The sequence below is a fragment of the Mucilaginibacter sp. SJ genome (assembly GCF_028993635.1).
In the GTDB taxonomy this organism is placed as follows: Bacteria; Bacteroidota; Bacteroidia; order Sphingobacteriales; family Sphingobacteriaceae; genus Mucilaginibacter.
In genome coordinates, this window is sequence record NZ_CP118631.1 from 2,649,754 (window position 1) to 2,667,226 (window position 17,473).

Below are 17,473 nucleotides of genomic sequence, written 5' to 3' on the forward strand. Positions count from 1 at the left end.
AATTGAAGTGGATACTATCTTGCAGGCTGACAACATGACGTTTTATTCTACTAAAATATAATAATGAATTTCGATCCGTTTGATTTTAAAAATGCCTTACCGGTTATAAATGAGGATTCAGAGTTTTTCCCGCTAATGTCATCGGAAGATGAGGAGGAGATGAATAATGAGGAACTGCCCGATGTAATGCCTATTTTACCCTTGCGCAATACCGTACTTTTCCCTGGTGTTGTGATCCCAATTACAGTTGGCAGGGATAAATCAATAAAACTAATCCGCGATGCCAATAAAGGCAGCCGCATGATTGGGGTGGTTTCGCAACAGGATGTGGGGATTGAAGACCCTACTTTTAACCAGCTTAACAAAGTTGGCACTATAGCACTCATTATAAAAATGCTGCAAATGCCTGATGGTAACACCACCGTTATCATCCAGGGTAAAAAACGTTTTTATTTAAAAGAAGAAGTACAGAGCGAGCCCTATATAAAAGCCACAGTTGAACCCTTCCATGAAATAAAAACCAAGGAAGATAAAGAGTTTAAAGCCATGGTATCATCCATTAAGGATATGGCCATGAATATTATCCAGCTTTCGCCAAATATCCCGAGTGAAGCAGGGATCGCAATCCGCAATATTGAAAGCACATCGTTCCTGATCAACTTCATATCATCAAATATGAACGCTGATATGACGGCTAAGCAACACTTACTTGAAATTGCCAACCTGCGTGAACGTGCCAACCTTGTGCTTGAGCATTTAACGCTCGACCTGCAAATGCTGGAATTAAAAAACCAGATCCAGACCAAAGTACGCGTTGACCTTGACAAACAGCAAAGAGATTATTTCCTTAACCAGCAGCTAAAAACTATACAGGAAGAGTTGGGCGGCAATACGCCCGACCTGGAAATTGAGAGCCTGCGCCAGCGTGGCATCAAAAAGAAATGGGCAAAGGAAGTTAAAGATCATTTTAACAAAGAGCTTGAAAAACTGAGCCGCACCAATCCCGCAGCCGCCGATTACTCGGTACAGATCAATTATCTTGAACTGCTGCTTGATTTACCATGGAACGAGTTTACCAAAGATAACTTTGACCTTAAGCGTGCACAAAGGATCCTTGATAAAGATCACTTTGGTTTGGATAAGGTAAAACAACGTATTATCGAATACCTGGCCGTGTTAAAATTAAAGCACGACATGAAAGCTCCGATACTTTGTTTGGTTGGCCCCCCGGGGGTTGGCAAAACATCGTTAGGTAAATCAATAGCCAAAGCTTTGGGCCGTAAATATGTGCGCATGGCATTAGGCGGAATCCGTGATGAAGCGGAGATCCGTGGCCACCGTAAAACATATATTGGTGCCATGCCGGGCCGTATTATCCAGTCGATAAAAAAAGCGGGCGCATCAAACCCGGTATTTATTTTAGATGAGATAGATAAAGTAGGCAACGATTTCAGAGGCGATCCTTCATCGGCCCTGCTTGAGGTACTTGACCCCGAACAAAACGGCACTTTCTCTGATCACTATGTTGAAATGGACTATGACCTTTCAAACGTGATGTTTATCGCTACTGCCAATTCGCTGAGCACTGTCCAGCCTGCTTTGTTAGACAGGATGGAGATCATTGAAGTGAACGGGTATACCATTGAAGAAAAAATTGAGATAGCCAAGCAACACCTTGTACCTAAACAGCGCGAAGCACATGGCTTAAAAATAAAAGATGTAAGCCTTAAAGCAGATGTGATCGAAAAGGTGATAGTTGATTACACCCGCGAATCGGGTGTACGTTCACTGGAGAAAAAGATTGGCTCGGTTGTGCGCGGAGTGGCCAAGAGCATAGCGATGGAAGAGCCTTACAATAGCGTTGTTAGTAAAAAAGATGTTGAAAAGATACTGGGCGCGCCTATTTTTGATAAAGATCTTTATGAAGGCAATGATGTTGCAGGCGTTGTAACAGGGCTGGCCTGGACTTCTGTAGGCGGCGACATCCTGTTCATTGAAGCCAGTTTAAGTCCCGGAAAAGGCCGCTTAACGCTTACAGGCAGCCTTGGCGATGTGATGAAAGAGTCAGTAACCATTGCCCTTGCTTACCTGCGCGCCCATGCTGCCGATTTTGACATCAACCCTAAACTGTTTGATCAATGGGATGTACACGTACATGTACCGGCAGGGGCTACGCCTAAAGATGGCCCGTCGGCGGGTGTTACCATGCTTACAGCGCTGGTTTCGGCATTTACGCAGCGTAAAGTAAAGCCTAATTTGGCCATGACGGGCGAGATCACCCTCCGAGGTCGGGTTTTGCCTGTAGGCGGTATCAAAGAAAAGATCCTGGCAGCAAAACGCGCCAACATAAAAGAGATCATCCTGTGTAAATCAAACCAAAAAGATATTCTGGAAATTAAGGAAGATTACATCAAAGACCTTAGCTTTCATTACGTTACCGATATGAGAGATGTGATAACCCTGGCCCTGCTTAATGAAAAGGTTAAAAATCCGATAAATCTTACCGTTAAAGAAGACGAAAAAACAGCCATTAATTAAAGCGGGGCTATTTCCCGGCATAAAACAAAAAAGTTTTACAGGTACACGCTGTAAAACTTTTTTGTTTTAGAAGTTCTTCATGACAAGGTATCAAAATATAATGCCCAACTTAAAATAGTGTTCGCGGCTTGAAGTTTAATTTTCACTTGTAATCTCAACCCCGTCCCTTATTGCCGCTTCAAGTATATCAATGTTTATATCTTTTAAATTATTGAACTTAATACAATACCCCGTCACGCTCGCTTTACCTATTTCTTTTCCATATGTTTGGGATAAATAATTTTTATCCTTAATACCAAGTATGTAGATAGAAATCCCCGTAGTGTTGGCGCTCATACCAACCTGAAAAAACTCCCTGATTGTTCCGTTAGCATATTTTATGGTGTAAGATCCATATCCCACATTAGGGTTGCTAACAACCCGGCCGTCAGTGTTTCTACCATCCTCAAACCATAATTTACATCCCGGTAATACTTGAAGTATGCGCCTATGCAAAATTTGCATATCACTACGTTTTGGTTCAGGTTGGCTGGTGATGTACTCTTCGGTTTGTTGCTGCACGTTCATATAAATATGGGATTATGGTTGCTTACTTGTCTTTTAAATTTCGTTTTATTTTTAGTAAAACCCTAATTCATTCTTTTACTTTTTATCGTTGTAATTTTCTCTTTGTTTTGATTCATCAGGCAAATTTTGAACTGAAACATTAGCTAAATTTATAACTGCTTTATTTGCATCGGGTTTTTTATATATTAGCGCACATATATACTATTATACTATATAAACCCCAATGCCTAATAAACTATTTTTAACACTGGTATGCCTGCTAAGCGCTACCTGTTTATTTGCACAAACCCGCGGTCATGAATTTGGTATCCAATCTGACAATGATTCATTCCTTGGTCAGGGATCTGACAGGTACTACACCAATGGTATTTTCTTTTACTACCGAAAGGCGTTAACCGTAAAGCCATCCGAAAATTCGCTCCAAAACAAAGTTTTAGGGTTCGAGTTAGGGCAAAAAATGTTCAATCCCCAATCGGGCTTTGTACGCGGGCCATTTGATATTGACAGGCCGTTTGCTGCATATACTTATTTAGGCTCAACCCTTAACTTACTGTACAAAAACGAAAGTAACCTGAAGCTTGGTGCCCAGATAGGCCTGGTAGGCCCGGCCGCAGGCGGCGAACCTGTGCAAAAGCTTATTCACAACACCTTTGGTTTTTACAAACTTAACGGCTGGCAATACCAGATCAAAAACGATGTGGAGCTCAACCTTTCAGCCGAGTATAATAAGCTGCTGGCCCGTGCCTCATGGATTGACCTGAGCTTTAGCTCGTATGCCAGCCTGGGTAACGGCTTTACAGGCGCGGGTGCCGGGGGTATCGTACGCCTGGGAAATTTCAACCAACTGTTCAATTCCATCAGTACCCAAAGTACGGTATCAACCGGCGGCGAAGAAAAATTACTGCACAAGCACGAGATCTTTTTTTACTACAAGCCTTTAGCTAATTTGGTTGGTTATGATGCAACCATCCAGGGCAGCCTGTTCCGCAAACATGACGACCCAAACAGTCTGGAAGTTGTTTCAGAAAAGAAACCGTTTATATTTAGCCAGCAGGTAGGTATAGCTTTTACAACCAGCCGTTTTGCGTTTGATATAGCAGCTATATTCCACACCAAAGACACTAAAGAAATGCTCCGCTCGCATCAATGGGGATCAATTACCGGATTTTATAGGTTTAAGTAATGTCGTAATTTGAAAATGCGTTGATTTGAAATTTGAAGATAGTCCTGCCATTTTTCACAGAATCGGTGGCTCAATTTAAGCTTACATATGCACTTTTCATTTTCAAATTTCCAAATTGGCGAATTTTCAAATTAACTACTCCCTAAAATCATTTTTCCTATTCTCCTTCTTTACCGATTGCATTTTCTTGCTGTCCAGCCTCGCAGCTTTGGCGGCTTTACTTACTTTAGTGGGTTTACGCATTTTGGGCTTTTGAAGGGCTTTTGTTAGCAGCGATGTTAACTTTTCAATTGCTTTTTCTTTATTGAGATACTGGCTTCGCTCTTCATCACATATTACCTGCACATAACCATCTTTGTTAAGCCGGTTTTGAAGTTTTTCGGTTAGCAGCAGCTTTTCCTCATCGTTAAACAAAGCGGACGAACCAATTGAAAATAACAGTTCAACCTTGCTCGAAACCTTATTTACATTTTGGCCGCCCTTTCCCCCGCTTCTTGATGTTTTGTAGCTCGTTTCCTTTTGGAGATCGGCTTTGTTAAAATTCATCTTCAAAAATAAGTCTTATTGACTTACCACTATCGGGCCATTTGCTAATAATTTACTATTTTAGCGGCTCTATGAACAACAATATCGTAGTAGCCATTGATGGTTATTCTTCGTGCGGGAAAAGCACCCTGGCAAAAGCCTTAGCAAAAGAGCTTCATTTTATCTATGTTGATAGCGGCGCTATGTACCGTGCCGTAACCTTATACTTTTTAAGGCATAACATTGACCTTGAAGATCATGCCCAGATAGCGGACGCGTTGCATAATATCCATCTTAATTTTCATACGCAAAACCATAAAACCTTTATTACCTTAAATGAAGAGGACGTGTCTGAAGAGATTCGCCAGATGCACGTAGCTGATAAAGTTAGCTCGGTAGCAGCTATAAAAGAAGTGCGCGCAGCCATGGTAAGGCAACAGCAGCGTTTAGGCCGCTCCAAAAATATTATTATGGATGGCCGCGATATCGGTACAGTAGTATTCCCGGATGCCCAGGTGAAACTGTTCATGACTGCCGATCCGAAGATCCGCGCCGAACGTAGATATAAAGAGTTGTCACCAACCAATCCTAATATTACTTTAGAAGAAGTTTTTGATAACCTTGCACACCGCGATTACCAGGACACCACGCGCGAGGAAAGTCCCCTTACCCGCGCCGAAGATGCCATTATATTAGATAACACCGACCTGAGCCAGGATGAGCAATTGATGTTTGCCATAAGCCATATTGAACCGTTTATTGCGGAGTAGCGGTTGGTGATTGGAGGTTAGAGATTGGAGATTAGTTTCTTTTCAGAGATAAGAGATTAGATTTACCCTTGAATAAAAAAGCGTCATAAGCAAAAACCTTATGACGCTTTTTTATTCAGAAACTGATGATTATATCAGAAGCCAATCTCCCCAATTAATCAGTGTAATCAAAAATCAATCGGTGAAATCTCGGAAAAAAATCAACGTAATCAAAAAAATCAACGGTTAAACTTCTCCGCCTTCACCCCAAACCTATTCAAAAAATCTACCCCCTCGTCGCTCGCTAAGCCTTTATATTCGGCATATGATTTATCATAATAAACCTGGGTAATCCCGGCCGAATAGATGAGCCTTGCGCAAGGCAAACATGGCGACAGCGTGGTATACAAGGTAGCGCCTTCAAGTCGCGCGCCATTTTTTACCGCATAAAGTATCGCGTTTTCTTCGGCATGCAATGCAAGTGAACAGCTGCCTTTTGAATCGCGCGCACAACCTGTCTCCGGCCATTCCACATCACAATTATGTGTACCCGCCGGCGGGCCGTTATAGCCTATGGAAATAATCCGCGTATCACGCGTTAAAACCGCCCCCACATGCGCCTTAACACAATGCGACCGCTCGGCCAGATCAGTGGCCAGGTTCATGAAAATCTGATCGAAGCTGGGTTTTGTCATCGGTGATCGGAGGTTAGAGATTTGAGATTAGTTAAAATTATTATAAAAAGAAAGAGGTTGAAAATTAAAGGCCTAACCTCTAATCTCCAACCTCTAATCTCTAAAAATATTAATGTCCGCCTTTAACTTCAACGTGGTCAAGGTCGATACCCTGATGACGGAGTTCGCGGCTAACTTTCCATGCAAAATAAGCAAGATATGCAAAGCCTAATACAGGTACTATGTAAGAGAAATGGATCCCGCTCATACCTGGTATAACATTACTTGCGCCATCGGCAACTTTGCCTTGCAACGGCGGGATGATAGAACCCCCTAAGATCATCATGATCAAAAATGCCGAGCCCTGGCTGGTGTATTTACCCAAACCTGTAATAGCTAATGAGAAAATTGATGGCCACATGATAGAGCAGCATAAACCACCGCTAATAAAAGCAAAGGTAGCTACCTTACCTGTAGTAAATAAACCAATAAGCATGAACGCAACGCCCAGCAAACCAAGTACAGATAAGGTACGGGTTGGCTTTTGCTGACCGATAAAGAAAGCAACGATCAGGATAGCTACGCAAATTGCATAAGCGTAAAGATGGCTTACATTAGCACCTGAAAAAATATTCACGAGCAATACTATGCCAAATGCAAGGAAAGGAATTAAAACATATAAAATGTACTTAACCGATTTTGAGAGATTGAACGCGTCGATAGATCCGGCAAAACGCCCGATCATCAAACTACCCCAGTATAATGAAATATACGGTGCAATATCCGATTCGGCGAAAGAACCAAACTCCGGGGTTTTCAATAATGAACCCATGTTACTTTGAATAGTTACCTCGGTACCTACATAAGTAAATATGGCCAGCATACCTAATATTAACTGTGGATATTGCATGGCGCCCCAGCCTTCCTTACTCTTTTTAGCGGCGAAAATAGTACCTATCAGTGTAAATACAATTATAGCTAACGAAGCATATACAAAATATTGGCTTGGTATGCCTATAGCTTTGCTGATAGGATCGGCTGCAAGTATCAAACAAAACGCTACAAACATCACCAGCAATGGTGTATTTGCTTTTGAGCTTGATTCGATCTTTTCATCGCTGGTAACCTTTGGCAGGTTCGAAAACCAGAAGAACAAAGCAACTGCTATGAACAAGCCTGCTAACAGATAATACAGGTTATTGATTGATGATATTTTAACATCAGCCGCGGCAGTTTTAGCCGTGGCCGAACCAAATAATACCACACTTACTACCACGGGGCCCAATAAAGCGCCAATGTTGTTGATACTGCCTGCAAAGTTTAAACGATTTGAACCGGTTTCGGGAGGTCCTAATGCAACAACAAATGGGTTTGCAGCTGTTTGCTGTAACGAAAAACCAACAGCGATAATAAAGAATACAGCCAGGATAAAACCAAACGCGCCAGAAGCTACGGCAGGGATCATAGCCAATGCACCAACAGCCGAAACAACGAGGCCTAAAATGATACCATTTTTGTAACCTAACTTGTTCATGATATCAACCTTGCTTGCCTGAGAAGCAAAGTAAAGTATCAATGAACCGATGAAATACCCACCGTAAAATGTAAAGTCGATAAGTTGTGATTCGAACTGGGTAAGGTGAAAGTGCTCTTTACAGAAAGGTATGAAAATACCATTGGAGGCGGCTAAAAAGCCCCAAAAGAAAAACACGGTAATCAGCGTATACAGGGCTGTACCGTAGTTCTTAGCATTGTTTTGTTCCATTTTAAAATAGGTTGTACAGATTTGATTTTTGAATTTCTAAACATAATTCAATTTTGGTAAAACTCTCTGGTCTTTTTTTAAATAAATTAAATCACAATTTTAACTTTCGTTGTTTATGAGATAAAATTGCATATTCGCAATGTTCAAAAAAGAACAAAGCTTAACTTAATGATAAAAGCCATTGTTTCGGGTATCGGGTTTGGATTAGTACTTACATTTATTACCGGCCCGGTTTTTTTTGCGCTCATTAAAACCAGTATCGAAAAAGGGTTTCATGCCGGTGTTTCGCTTGCCCTTGGTGTGGTTTGCAGCGATGTGGTTTTTGTAGGAGCAATCCTGTTTGGTTCGCAATATATCGATGTATCTGACCATACCAAAGTTATAGCAGGCGTTGTAGGCAGCGCCATATTATTCGCGCTTGGCCTATATTACATGTTCAAAAAAAGCGAGATCAATTATGAAAACAAAGTCCCATCAGGCGCCGACCGCTTTGGTTACGTACTTAAAGGTTTCCTGATGTGCATTTTTAACCCTACCCTCCTCTTCCACTGGACGGTAGTGATCGGCGCGGCCAGTACCACATTCCTGGTGGGTACCCCGCACAGGTCGTTTCATATAGCTGTTATGTTTTTAACCATACTGATCATCCAGTTTGGTATGGATACCCTCAAAGCCTTTTACGCCAATAAGCTCCGGGCACGCATTTCGGTTAAGTTTATCCACCGTTTAAATGAGGTTGCAGGTATTGCCCTTATTATCGCCTCGCTGGTGTTGATTGATAAGCTGGTTACCCATTTTGTATTTGCGGCACCGGCAGGATCATAGGAAACTTTTCTATCAGTATTCACTACATTTACTTTAAACCATAAACCTTATTGTCATGTTCCAGGAAAGCATTTATATACTTCTTTTTATTGCGGTTGATTTAGTTGTTTATTCAAAACTGAATAAAACCGGATGGGTAAATGCAAAACAATTCAAGCTATTTCTTATAGGCACTATATTATTGATTTTACTACATTTTTTCAACCTGCCATTCCTAATCCTAATGCCAATGCGTACTTTTTCAGGGCTTATTTTCTTTTCATTATTTCCCCTGTTCGCTTATTTCTGGTTTACTTATTTTGCGGTCAAAAGAATACACAGGATAACAACACCGCAAAACGAAAACTTTATTTCTACCGGCCTAAAAATATTCTCCTTCTTTTTTTTAAAGCTTGTTTATGCAATGACTTTGATTATGCAAGTATCGATTATCCTTTCACTCATAAAATAAAACTTTCGTGGTTGTTGGTATTGTCACTACGTGCGCTGTGACATATTTCTCGTCATTACCTAAACAATGATTTTCTTTTAAAACAAAAAAGGCGATGAAAAACTCATCGCCTCGTATATCATTCCCCCTTTAGGGGGTTAGGGGGCATTACATATAAGCTCTTTGGTTTTTACCTTCCATCCAGTTAACAAAGGCGCGGTTAACAACCTTGTTACCGCCCGGAGTTGGGTAATCACCACTAAAATACCAATCGCCAAGGTTATCAGGGCAAGCAATATGCAGGTTGTCTAATGTTTGATAAATTACCTGTACCTCGCAATTCACATTTTTAGGTGTGATGATCTGCGCAATACGGTCAGAGATCTGCTGATCGGTAAACAAGGCATAAATCTCTTTCACATAATTTTCAACTTCTTCCTTCGGCAGTTTCTGGCTGTCTTTACATTTTTGATAAACATCCAGGATCACATCTTCCCTGTCCATCTCTTTTAACAGGCTGATTGCTGCCTCAAAGGCCACAAACTCACCCATACGTGACATGTCAATACCATAGCAATCGGGGTAACGGATCTGCGGAGCAGACGAAACCACAACTACTTTTTTAGGGCCAAGCCTGTCAAGAATTTTCAGGATACTTTGTTTTAGTGTAGTACCACGAACTATAGAGTCATCCAATACCACTAAGGTATCGGTGCCTTTTTTGATCAATCCGTAAGTAGTATCGTATACGTGTGCCACCATTTCGCTGCGATCCGCGTCCTGGGTAATGAAAGTACGCAGTTTAACATCCTTAATGGCTATTTTTTCAACCCTTGGAGCTACCTGTAATATTTCGGTAAGCTTTTCTTCGGTAATGTCGCTTCCAAGCTCAAGCAGTTTTTCGTGCTGATATTTCTTTACATACTTATGCATGCCCTCAACCATGCCATAAAAGGCAACTTCGGCGGTGTTTGGTATGTAAGAGAATACCGTGTTTTTAATATCATGATTCACGAAATCCAATATCTGCGGGCAAAGCAGGCGACCTAATTGCTTACGCTCACGGTAAATGGCCGAATCGCTGCCGCGCGAAAAGTAGATCCGCTCAAAAGAACAGGCTTTCTTTTCTTTTGGCTCGCTGAACATATCCTCGGTTATCTTACCATTCTTTTTAACGATCAGCGCGTGGCCGGGCCTGATTTCCCTGATCTCCTCCATCGGCACGTTAAATGCCGTTTGGATAGCGGGGCGTTCAGACGCCGCAACAACGATCTCATCATTATAATAATAAAATGCCGGACGGATACCCACCGGATCGCGCATTACAAAAGCATCACCATGGCCCAGGATCCCGGCAATGGTATAGCCACCATCCCAGTTCTTTGCAGATTTACGGAGGATCTTGGCAACATCCATATCATTAGCTATAAGCTTACTGATCTCCCTGTTATCGTCCAATCCTTCGCGTTTGTACTGATCAAATAAGCCCTGGTTTTCGGTATCGATAAAGTGCCCTATTTTCTCGAGCACTGTAACCGTATCGGCTTTTTCTTTTGGATGCTGGCCTAATGCATACAGTTGTTGCAGTAATTCATCAACATTGGTCATGTTAAAATTACCGGCAATAACCAGGTTACGGGTCATCCAGTTGTTTTGTCTTAAAAACGGATGGCAGCTTTCAATGCTGTTTTTGCCATGGGTACCATAACGCAGGTGCCCTAACAAAACCTCGCCGGTAAAGCTAACATGTTCTTTAAGCCACTCAGCGTCCGCCATTTTTTCGGGGGTCTCTTTCTGAATGTCCGCAAATTTCTTTTGGATATATTCAAAAATATCGGCAACGGCATTTGAGGCCATTGAGCGGTGACGGCTGATGTATCTTTTGCCAGGTTCAATATCCAGTTTAATGGTAGCAACACCTGCGCCATCCTGGCCGCGGTTGTGTTGTTTTTCCATTAAGAGATAAAGTTTGTTCAGGCCGTACAGTGCAGTTCCGTACTTTTTCTGATAATAAGATAGTGGCTTTAGTAAGCGGATAAATGCCACACCGCATTCATGTTTAATCTGATCGCTCATGATTCGGAATGAGGCTGCAAAGGTATCATTTTAAAATGAAGTATCGGTAAAATCTATTGTCATAAATTAGTAGTTTATTGATTGCCAGGTTGATTTGGTGAATGGTTGATTTAGTGAGTAGTTATTACACTGAAAACCAACCATTAATCTAATCAACCCAATAAACCACACACCTATTTCTTAAACCCAACCATCTGGTGCAGCTTAACCGGGTCATAGATCCTGCCCTCTTTTATTACTACTGATACCTTCCTGATCTCCCTGATATTGCGCAGTGGATCACCATCGATAATAACAAGGTCGGCTTGCTTTCCCGCTTCAACCGAACCTGTTATTTTATCAAGCCCCATAACTATAGCAGGTGTTATCGTTGCTGTTTTGATAGCCTGCGCCGGGGTAAGACCGGCTTCAACATATAATTCAAGTTCGCGGTCAAGACTATAGCCGGGGAACCCCATATCTGTGCCCGCGACAATAGTAACTCCGGCATCATGCAATACCTTAACGGTTTTCTTCATGCTTTCATACAAGGGTTTCAGCCCAGCGGCCTTCTCCGGTTCTTCGCCCATGTTTTTAAACAATGCCTGGAGCGGCAACGGTAGGGTATAATAGTTAGGCTCCAATTTGGTTATATCATCCTTAACATTGCGGAACGCAAGCTCGAAAACACCTATGGTAGGATCAATTACCACGTGATGGTCTTTTATAAACTTAATAGCCGCGATACTTACCGAATCATCGAAAATAACCGATCTATCCTTATCCCGCTTCATTATGGAATACACATACTGAATATGGTTAACCATATTCATCCCCGAATCAACCCCTTGCTGCAGGGTCATCCCCTGCGGGATATGGCCTGTTACGGTTAAACCCAATCGGTGTGCCTCATCACAAATAACTTTAACTATAGCCGGTTTTACCGAACTATAGATCTTGATCTGCTGAAAGCCATTTTCTTTATAACGGTCTACTGCCTTTATAGCCTCTTCCTTAGTATCAGCCTGGATTATCCCCAATGCATAAGGCCCTTTGCCGTCAATAATGCCGGCTTTAATAATGTTAGGGCCAACGCCTTTGCCGCCATCAATAGCGGCTTTTATAGCATTAATATACCCAAATTCGTTGCCGCAATCGCGCACGGTAGTTACCCCTGCTGCAAGGTAGGCCGGCCCCCACTCGGCCTGCTCAAAGTGCGAGTGCATATCCCACAGGCCCGGTAAAATGGTTTTCCCTTTGGCGTCAATGAGCTTAGCCCCTGCCGGTATTTTAACCTCACCAACCTTGCCTGTTTGTTTGATAATGCCATTTTCTATCAATACAACAGCATTAGGTATGCTTATACCTGTATTTACGTCAATTAGATTGCCACCAGTAACAGCTGTCACTTTATCAGCCATACCTGGTGGTGAAGCTGCCTTGGCAAACAGTTCCATACCGTAGGTAGCCGCCTTGCTGATGAGCTGCGGTAACAGCTCTTCGTAAGGCACCCGCATCATTTCCAGTTTGTCGCCTTCGGCATCATTAGTGATCAGGCAAATAAGTTTACCTTCATTATCAGTCCAAACCAATTCGTTGCCCCAAACCAGTCCGCTTATGGTGAGCCGGTTAAGTGTAAGCGGTTTACCGTTAAACGTAAGCTGATCAATGCCTGCTTTTTTGATCTGTACCGCGCCAAATGGCAGTGTATGGATACTTGCAGGTTGTTTATGTTTATTCCAATATTGGATGAGCACCTGCTGCACAGTGCCCGGCGAATAGCCCGCTACCGGGAAGCTGAGCGGCAGTACTTTTTGTGTATAAGATGAATCATTAACCCTGATAGCTGCTTTAGATCCGCGAATGGTCACCTGATCATCAATGGTCGAAAACCTTGAAGTATTGCCTTTTATGGTCAATTCCAGCGGATCGGCTACGGGGTTCACCTTCAACTCGGCAGTAAGCGGCACCGGCGAACCGCGGTCAACGAACTTAAAATCGATATTATAATGAATAGCATCTTTATACTTGTGCACGTAATAGGTTTCCTTACCAATGTGTTGCTCAAACTTATGCAGAAAAAAGGTACCACTATCGGTTGGCAAATCGGTTTGGGCGTTGGCGTTTGTTATTAAGGCCGAAAAGGCGGCAAATAATAATAAAGGTGTTTTCATAAGGTCAGTAATGTTAATGTAAGATAGTGGTTTGTTTAGGATGTTACAAAACAGTTTTTTTGTGCAGAGATGCATAATTGCGCCTTCCGTTTTCCGACCAACCACATCATCAAAGCAGAAAATTTTTACCCAATTCTTCTAAACGTTATATTAATCCTTGCCCCCTGCATCCTGCTTGTTTTGGGTACCTGATGAAGCCAGTGATGCTGTGTTTGCCCCTGCATGATCAGCAGATCACCGTTGTTAAGTACGACAGAGGCTTTAGCATTCTTTTGCCGCTTATGTTTAAACTGAAAAACCCGCGAAGCACCAAATGATACCGAAGCTATGACAGGGTTATCGCCAAGTTCGCTTTCATCATCACTATGCCAACCCATGCTATCGCTGCCATCACGATAATAATTAAGCAGCGCTGTATTAAACCGGTGACCGCACTGCTGCTCCGCCGCCTGCTTAATGCTATTAAGCAGCGGACTAAACTTAACCGGCACATTTACCACACCTGAATATACATATACTTCATCGCGCTCTCCGTACCAGGCCGTAAGCCGCGGGAAGTTCACCTCCTTGCCATAGATCTTCATTTTATCCTGCTTCCATGGGGTTTCCTCAACCAGCCGCGTAAATACATCGTCCTTATAAAAATGGGGATAAAGCAATACCTCACCATTAAAAGGTAATAGGTTTTTTGGCGCACCAAACAGGTTCAGCTGGTCATTATTGAATAGATCCATGTTCAAATATCAGTAATACATAAATAAAACGCGATGGCCTGTCCTATTATCAGAATGATAAAACCTATCATTTTGATAGCTTTTCCTCATATTGATAAAATCTTTCTCATTTTGATAAACTCCTATAAAACAAGGCTCTAAATAAAACAAAAACGCTGTGGCATGCTTATTGGCCATGCGGCATTCACAGTACAAAATATAATTTACGATGGCATTGTTTATCGCTGCTACAACAAAATTCACAAAACGGACAATAAGTTCCTTCATTGCAGTTGGTATCATCTCCTCTTTTTCCCCTAACAATTTATACACTTCATGAATTCGCACGTTAAGCAACTCACTTTCGCGGGTATGATCGTTACCCTCGGTATTATTTTTGGCGATATCGGTACCTCTCCTCTTTATGTTTTTCAAACCCTGTTGGTTGAAGGCGGTAAGGTAAACTCCGCGCTGGTATTAGGCTCTATTTCCTGTATCTTCTGGACACTCACTTTGCAAACCACATTCAAGTATATCGTTATTACGCTGCAGGCTGATAACAAAGGCGAGGGCGGTATTTTTTCATTATATGCGCTGGTAAGGCGTTATGGCAAATGGCTGGCCATTCCTGCCATTATAGGCGCGGGTACTCTACTTGCCGATGGTATCATCACCCCGCCCATCTCTGTAACCTCGGCAATTGAGGGTTTAAATTTAGTACCGGCATTTTCAACCGTTATTGTCCCCGGCAATAACCTGATCCTCATTATTGTAATTACCATCATTTTATTGCTGTTCTTTTTTCAGCAGTTTGGTACCAAGGTGGTTGGCTCGGCATTCGGCCCGGTTATGCTGATGTGGTTTATCATGCTGGGTGTATTGGGCAGTATACAGGTAGCACATTTCCCCACTATTTTTAAAGCTCTCAATCCTTATTATGGCGCCCATTTACTGATGGACCATCCTAAAGGTTTCTGGCTGTTAGGCGCGGTATTTTTATGTACTACAGGTGCCGAAGCCCTGTACTCCGACCTGGGCCATTGCGGCAGGCGTAACATCCAGGTAAGCTGGATCTTTGTAAAAACAACCCTGATATTAAACTACCTGGGGCAGGGCGCCTGGGTGCTGTCACAAGCTCCGGATAAGAACTTTACCGGCGTTAACCCATTCTTTGAAATCGTTCCTCATTTCTTCTTATTACCCGCGATAGCTTTGGCAACATTGGCAACCATTATTGCCAGCCAGGCTTTGATCAGCGGCTCGTTTACGCTCATCAGTGAGGCGGTAAGCATGAACTTTTGGCCAAGGATCACCATCAAATACCCGTCAAATATCCGCGGGCAGATCTATATCCCCAGCATTAACTGGATGCTGTGCATCGGCTGCATCCTGGTATCGCTGTATTTCCGTACCTCAAGCGCTATGACAGCTGCTTATGGCTTCAGCATCACCATTGCTATGCTTAGCACTACCATTTTAATGTATTACTTTATGCGCTATGTAAAGCACTGGCCTGTATGGCTGGTTACCATTATCCTATGCTTATTTGTAACCGTTGAATTCTCCTTTTTTGTAGCTAACGCCGTTAAGATCTTAAAACGTTTGTTTTTTGTGGGATTTGAAGTTGGCCTGATCTTTACGATGTACACCTGGTTTAAGGCCCGTAAAATCAATAACCGCTTCCTTAATTTTACCGATATTAAGGAGAAACTGCCTTTACTAAATGCGCTGAGCAATGATACTACCATAAACAAATACGCTACGCATCTGATCTATCTTACCAAAGCCAATAATGGCAAACAAATTGAAGAAAAGATCATCTACTCCATCATGAGCCGCCGTCCTAAACGCGCCGACACCTATTGGTTTGTGCACATTGAACGTACCGACGAGCCATATACCATGGAGTACAGTGTTGACCAAATTGAGCCGGGCAAGGTGATCCGGATCGAGTTCCGCCTCGGGTTCAGAATCCAGCCAAGGGTAAACGTACTATTCCGCAAAGTGGTAGAAGATATGGTTGAGCGCGGCGAAGTGAACATTACCAGCCAGTACGAATCATTGAAGCAATACAATATGGCTGCCGATTTCAGGTTTGTGATCATGGAAAAATTCCTGTCGTACAATAACCTGTTCAATGTATCGGAAAGCTTTATCCTCAACAGCTATTTTGCCATTAAAAAACTGGCCCAGTCGGAAGCTAAAGCTTTTGGACTTGATACCAGTGAAACACGAATTGAAAAGATCCCGCTGGTGGTAAAACCGGTTAATAATATCCACATAAAAAGGGTTGACCCGGTTACGCATAAAGCGGTTGAAGGTATGGGTAAGAAAGTTTTTGCGTAGCGCTTTTGATTCACCCCCACGTCGCTATACTTATTAGGGGCTGTCTCAAATAGACTGCCCCTTTTTGCGCTCATTTTAAACGAGTGCTTATTGCGGCTGGGCAATTGTACTGCTTTTCGCGTTTTAAACGCCCCCTGTTAAACATTCGTTGCAAATGAGCGCGGGACGAATACTTCTAAAATGTCGCAATCATAACGGTATAATGTCGTGATCATGCCTTATTCTGCAGCCGCTGGGCCTGTAACTTTGTAATATCAATTTACCCTAAAACGGATCGGCATGAGAAAGTTAAAATTACAAATGAACCTTGCACTCAACAATAAATGGGACAGCGGAATGTCTGATTTCAGTATCGACAATCTTAAGAATGTGGACTGTATTTTACATGGACGAAAAACAGGTGAAGGTTTTATTCCCTATTGGACAGCAATAGCAAACAACCCCAATGACGCTGAATATAAGCTGGGAAGGCGTTTCGCGGATATTCCAAATGTTGTTTTTTCAAACACCCTCAAAGTAAGCCCATGGGACAACACAACAATTATAAGCGGCGACATAAAAGCGGCGATAGAAGCATTGAAAAAGAAAAATGGTAAAGACATCCTTGTTTATGGAGGAGATTCGTTTGTATCATCCTTAATTCAGCATGATTTGGTTGATGAGTTTTATTTGCTTGTAAACCCCGCTGAAATTGGTAACGGACAACAAACCTTTAACCCTTTAAAAAATGATTTAGAGTTAAAATTGGTGAATTGTAAACCATTTGCCTGTGGTGCGGTTTTGCTTTCTTATACAAGGGCGTAAAAAGAGGCTCACTCCTCCGCGCCCCATCTCAAGAGGAGATTTTTAAGTTTTTCTCCCCAATGGCGTCACGCTTACCATAATATCAGGGGGCGTGTATGCTCCTGTTAAAAAGTCATTCAAGCGTG

Annotated in this window: 13 protein-coding genes; 6 read left to right on the plus strand and 7 right to left on the minus strand. The window is 42.4% G+C overall.

The features are described from left to right. Positions 1–63 precede the first annotated feature (63 nt). Positions 64–2,538 carry an endopeptidase La gene (lon, locus tag MusilaSJ_RS10540; protein ID WP_274989937.1) on the plus strand — a complete coding sequence of 825 codons (2,475 nt, stop codon included), beginning with the start codon at positions 64–66 and terminating at the stop codon, positions 2,536–2,538. A 135-nt stretch (positions 2,539–2,673) separates the two neighbouring features. Here the strand turns inward: lon and MusilaSJ_RS10545 are convergent, their stop codons facing one another. Continuing rightward, the gene (locus MusilaSJ_RS10545; RefSeq protein WP_274989938.1) at positions 2,674–3,105 is read right to left on the minus strand and encodes a DUF1801 domain-containing protein; all 432 of its coding nucleotides are present in this window, start codon (positions 3,103–3,105) and stop codon (positions 2,674–2,676) included. 223 nt (positions 3,106–3,328) lie between these two features. On the opposite strand from MusilaSJ_RS10545, the gene MusilaSJ_RS10550 reads away from it, so the two are divergent. Next, a complete protein-coding gene (locus MusilaSJ_RS10550; protein WP_274989939.1) occupies positions 3,329–4,288 on the plus strand; it encodes a lipid A deacylase LpxR family protein in 960 nt (319 codons plus the stop codon). 135 nt (positions 4,289–4,423) lie between these two features. Here MusilaSJ_RS10550 and arfB read toward each other — a convergent pair whose 3' ends face one another. Beyond that, entirely contained in the window at positions 4,424–4,834 is a 411-nt protein-coding gene (gene arfB, locus MusilaSJ_RS10555; protein WP_274989940.1) for an alternative ribosome rescue aminoacyl-tRNA hydrolase ArfB, read from the minus strand. A 71-nt stretch (positions 4,835–4,905) separates the two neighbouring features. Here arfB and cmk point away from each other — a divergent pair, with 71 nt between their 5' ends. Continuing rightward, positions 4,906–5,583 (plus strand): (d)CMP kinase, encoded by a 678-nt coding sequence (gene cmk, locus MusilaSJ_RS10560; RefSeq protein ID WP_274989941.1) that lies wholly within the window; start codon positions 4,906–4,908, stop codon positions 5,581–5,583. A 218-nt stretch (positions 5,584–5,801) separates the two neighbouring features. Here cmk and MusilaSJ_RS10565 read toward each other — a convergent pair whose 3' ends face one another. Both MusilaSJ_RS10565 and MusilaSJ_RS10570 read right to left on the minus strand, forming a co-directional pair. After that, entirely contained in the window at positions 5,802–6,257 is a 456-nt protein-coding gene (locus MusilaSJ_RS10565) for a deoxycytidylate deaminase (RefSeq protein ID WP_112654786.1), read from the minus strand. A 109-nt stretch (positions 6,258–6,366) separates the two neighbouring features. Then, positions 6,367–8,001, minus strand: coding sequence for an MFS transporter (locus MusilaSJ_RS10570; RefSeq protein WP_274989942.1), 1,635 nt, complete (start codon positions 7,999–8,001; stop codon positions 6,367–6,369). A 168-nt stretch (positions 8,002–8,169) separates the two neighbouring features. Here MusilaSJ_RS10570 and MusilaSJ_RS10575 point away from each other — a divergent pair, with 168 nt between their 5' ends. After that, positions 8,170–8,826 (plus strand): LysE family translocator, encoded by a 657-nt coding sequence (locus MusilaSJ_RS10575; RefSeq protein ID WP_090531882.1) that lies wholly within the window; start codon positions 8,170–8,172, stop codon positions 8,824–8,826. Between the two features lie 598 nt (positions 8,827–9,424). On the opposite strand, the gene MusilaSJ_RS10580 is transcribed toward MusilaSJ_RS10575, so the two are convergent. From MusilaSJ_RS10580 to MusilaSJ_RS10590, 3 genes are all read right to left on the minus strand, one after another. Next, positions 9,425–11,332 (minus strand): amidophosphoribosyltransferase, encoded by a 1,908-nt coding sequence (locus MusilaSJ_RS10580; protein ID WP_274989943.1) that lies wholly within the window; start codon positions 11,330–11,332, stop codon positions 9,425–9,427. Between the two features lie 173 nt (positions 11,333–11,505). Then, entirely contained in the window at positions 11,506–13,485 is a 1,980-nt protein-coding gene (locus MusilaSJ_RS10585) for an amidohydrolase family protein (protein WP_274989944.1), read from the minus strand. Between the two features lie 125 nt (positions 13,486–13,610). Continuing rightward, the gene (locus MusilaSJ_RS10590; RefSeq protein ID WP_274989945.1) at positions 13,611–14,219 is read right to left on the minus strand and encodes an alpha-ketoglutarate-dependent dioxygenase AlkB family protein; all 609 of its coding nucleotides are present in this window, start codon (positions 14,217–14,219) and stop codon (positions 13,611–13,613) included. 315 nt (positions 14,220–14,534) lie between these two features. On the opposite strand from MusilaSJ_RS10590, the gene MusilaSJ_RS10595 reads away from it, so the two are divergent. Both MusilaSJ_RS10595 and MusilaSJ_RS10600 read left to right on the plus strand, forming a co-directional pair. After that, positions 14,535–16,544, plus strand: coding sequence for a KUP/HAK/KT family potassium transporter (locus MusilaSJ_RS10595; RefSeq protein ID WP_274989946.1), 2,010 nt, complete (start codon positions 14,535–14,537; stop codon positions 16,542–16,544). A 279-nt stretch (positions 16,545–16,823) separates the two neighbouring features. Further along, positions 16,824–17,348, plus strand: coding sequence for a dihydrofolate reductase family protein (locus tag MusilaSJ_RS10600; RefSeq protein WP_274989947.1), 525 nt, complete (start codon positions 16,824–16,826; stop codon positions 17,346–17,348). The last annotated feature ends 125 nt before the right edge of the window (positions 17,349–17,473 follow it).

Excerpts from the sequence above, each read along its gene's own strand:
- lon (WP_274989937.1), top strand. The coding sequence starts at position 64 with ATGAATTTCGATCCGTTTGATTTTAAAAATGCCTTACCGGTTATAAAT.
- MusilaSJ_RS10545 (WP_274989938.1), bottom strand. The coding sequence starts at position 3,105 with ATGAACGTGCAGCAACAAACCGAAGAGTACATCACCAGCCAACCTGAA.
- MusilaSJ_RS10550 (WP_274989939.1), top strand. The coding sequence starts at position 3,329 with ATGCCTAATAAACTATTTTTAACACTGGTATGCCTGCTAAGCGCTACC.
- arfB (WP_274989940.1), bottom strand. The coding sequence starts at position 4,834 with ATGAATTTTAACAAAGCCGATCTCCAAAAGGAAACGAGCTACAAAACA.
- cmk (WP_274989941.1), top strand. The coding sequence starts at position 4,906 with ATGAACAACAATATCGTAGTAGCCATTGATGGTTATTCTTCGTGCGGG.
- MusilaSJ_RS10565 (WP_112654786.1), bottom strand. The coding sequence starts at position 6,257 with ATGACAAAACCCAGCTTCGATCAGATTTTCATGAACCTGGCCACTGAT.
- MusilaSJ_RS10570 (WP_274989942.1), bottom strand. The coding sequence starts at position 8,001 with ATGGAACAAAACAATGCTAAGAACTACGGTACAGCCCTGTATACGCTG.
- MusilaSJ_RS10575 (WP_090531882.1), top strand. The coding sequence starts at position 8,170 with ATGATAAAAGCCATTGTTTCGGGTATCGGGTTTGGATTAGTACTTACA.
- MusilaSJ_RS10580 (WP_274989943.1), bottom strand. The coding sequence starts at position 11,332 with ATGAGCGATCAGATTAAACATGAATGCGGTGTGGCATTTATCCGCTTA.
- MusilaSJ_RS10585 (WP_274989944.1), bottom strand. The coding sequence starts at position 13,485 with ATGAAAACACCTTTATTATTATTTGCCGCCTTTTCGGCCTTAATAACA.
- MusilaSJ_RS10590 (WP_274989945.1), bottom strand. The coding sequence starts at position 14,219 with ATGGATCTATTCAATAATGACCAGCTGAACCTGTTTGGTGCGCCAAAA.
- MusilaSJ_RS10595 (WP_274989946.1), top strand. The coding sequence starts at position 14,535 with ATGAATTCGCACGTTAAGCAACTCACTTTCGCGGGTATGATCGTTACC.
- MusilaSJ_RS10600 (WP_274989947.1), top strand. The coding sequence starts at position 16,824 with ATGAGAAAGTTAAAATTACAAATGAACCTTGCACTCAACAATAAATGG.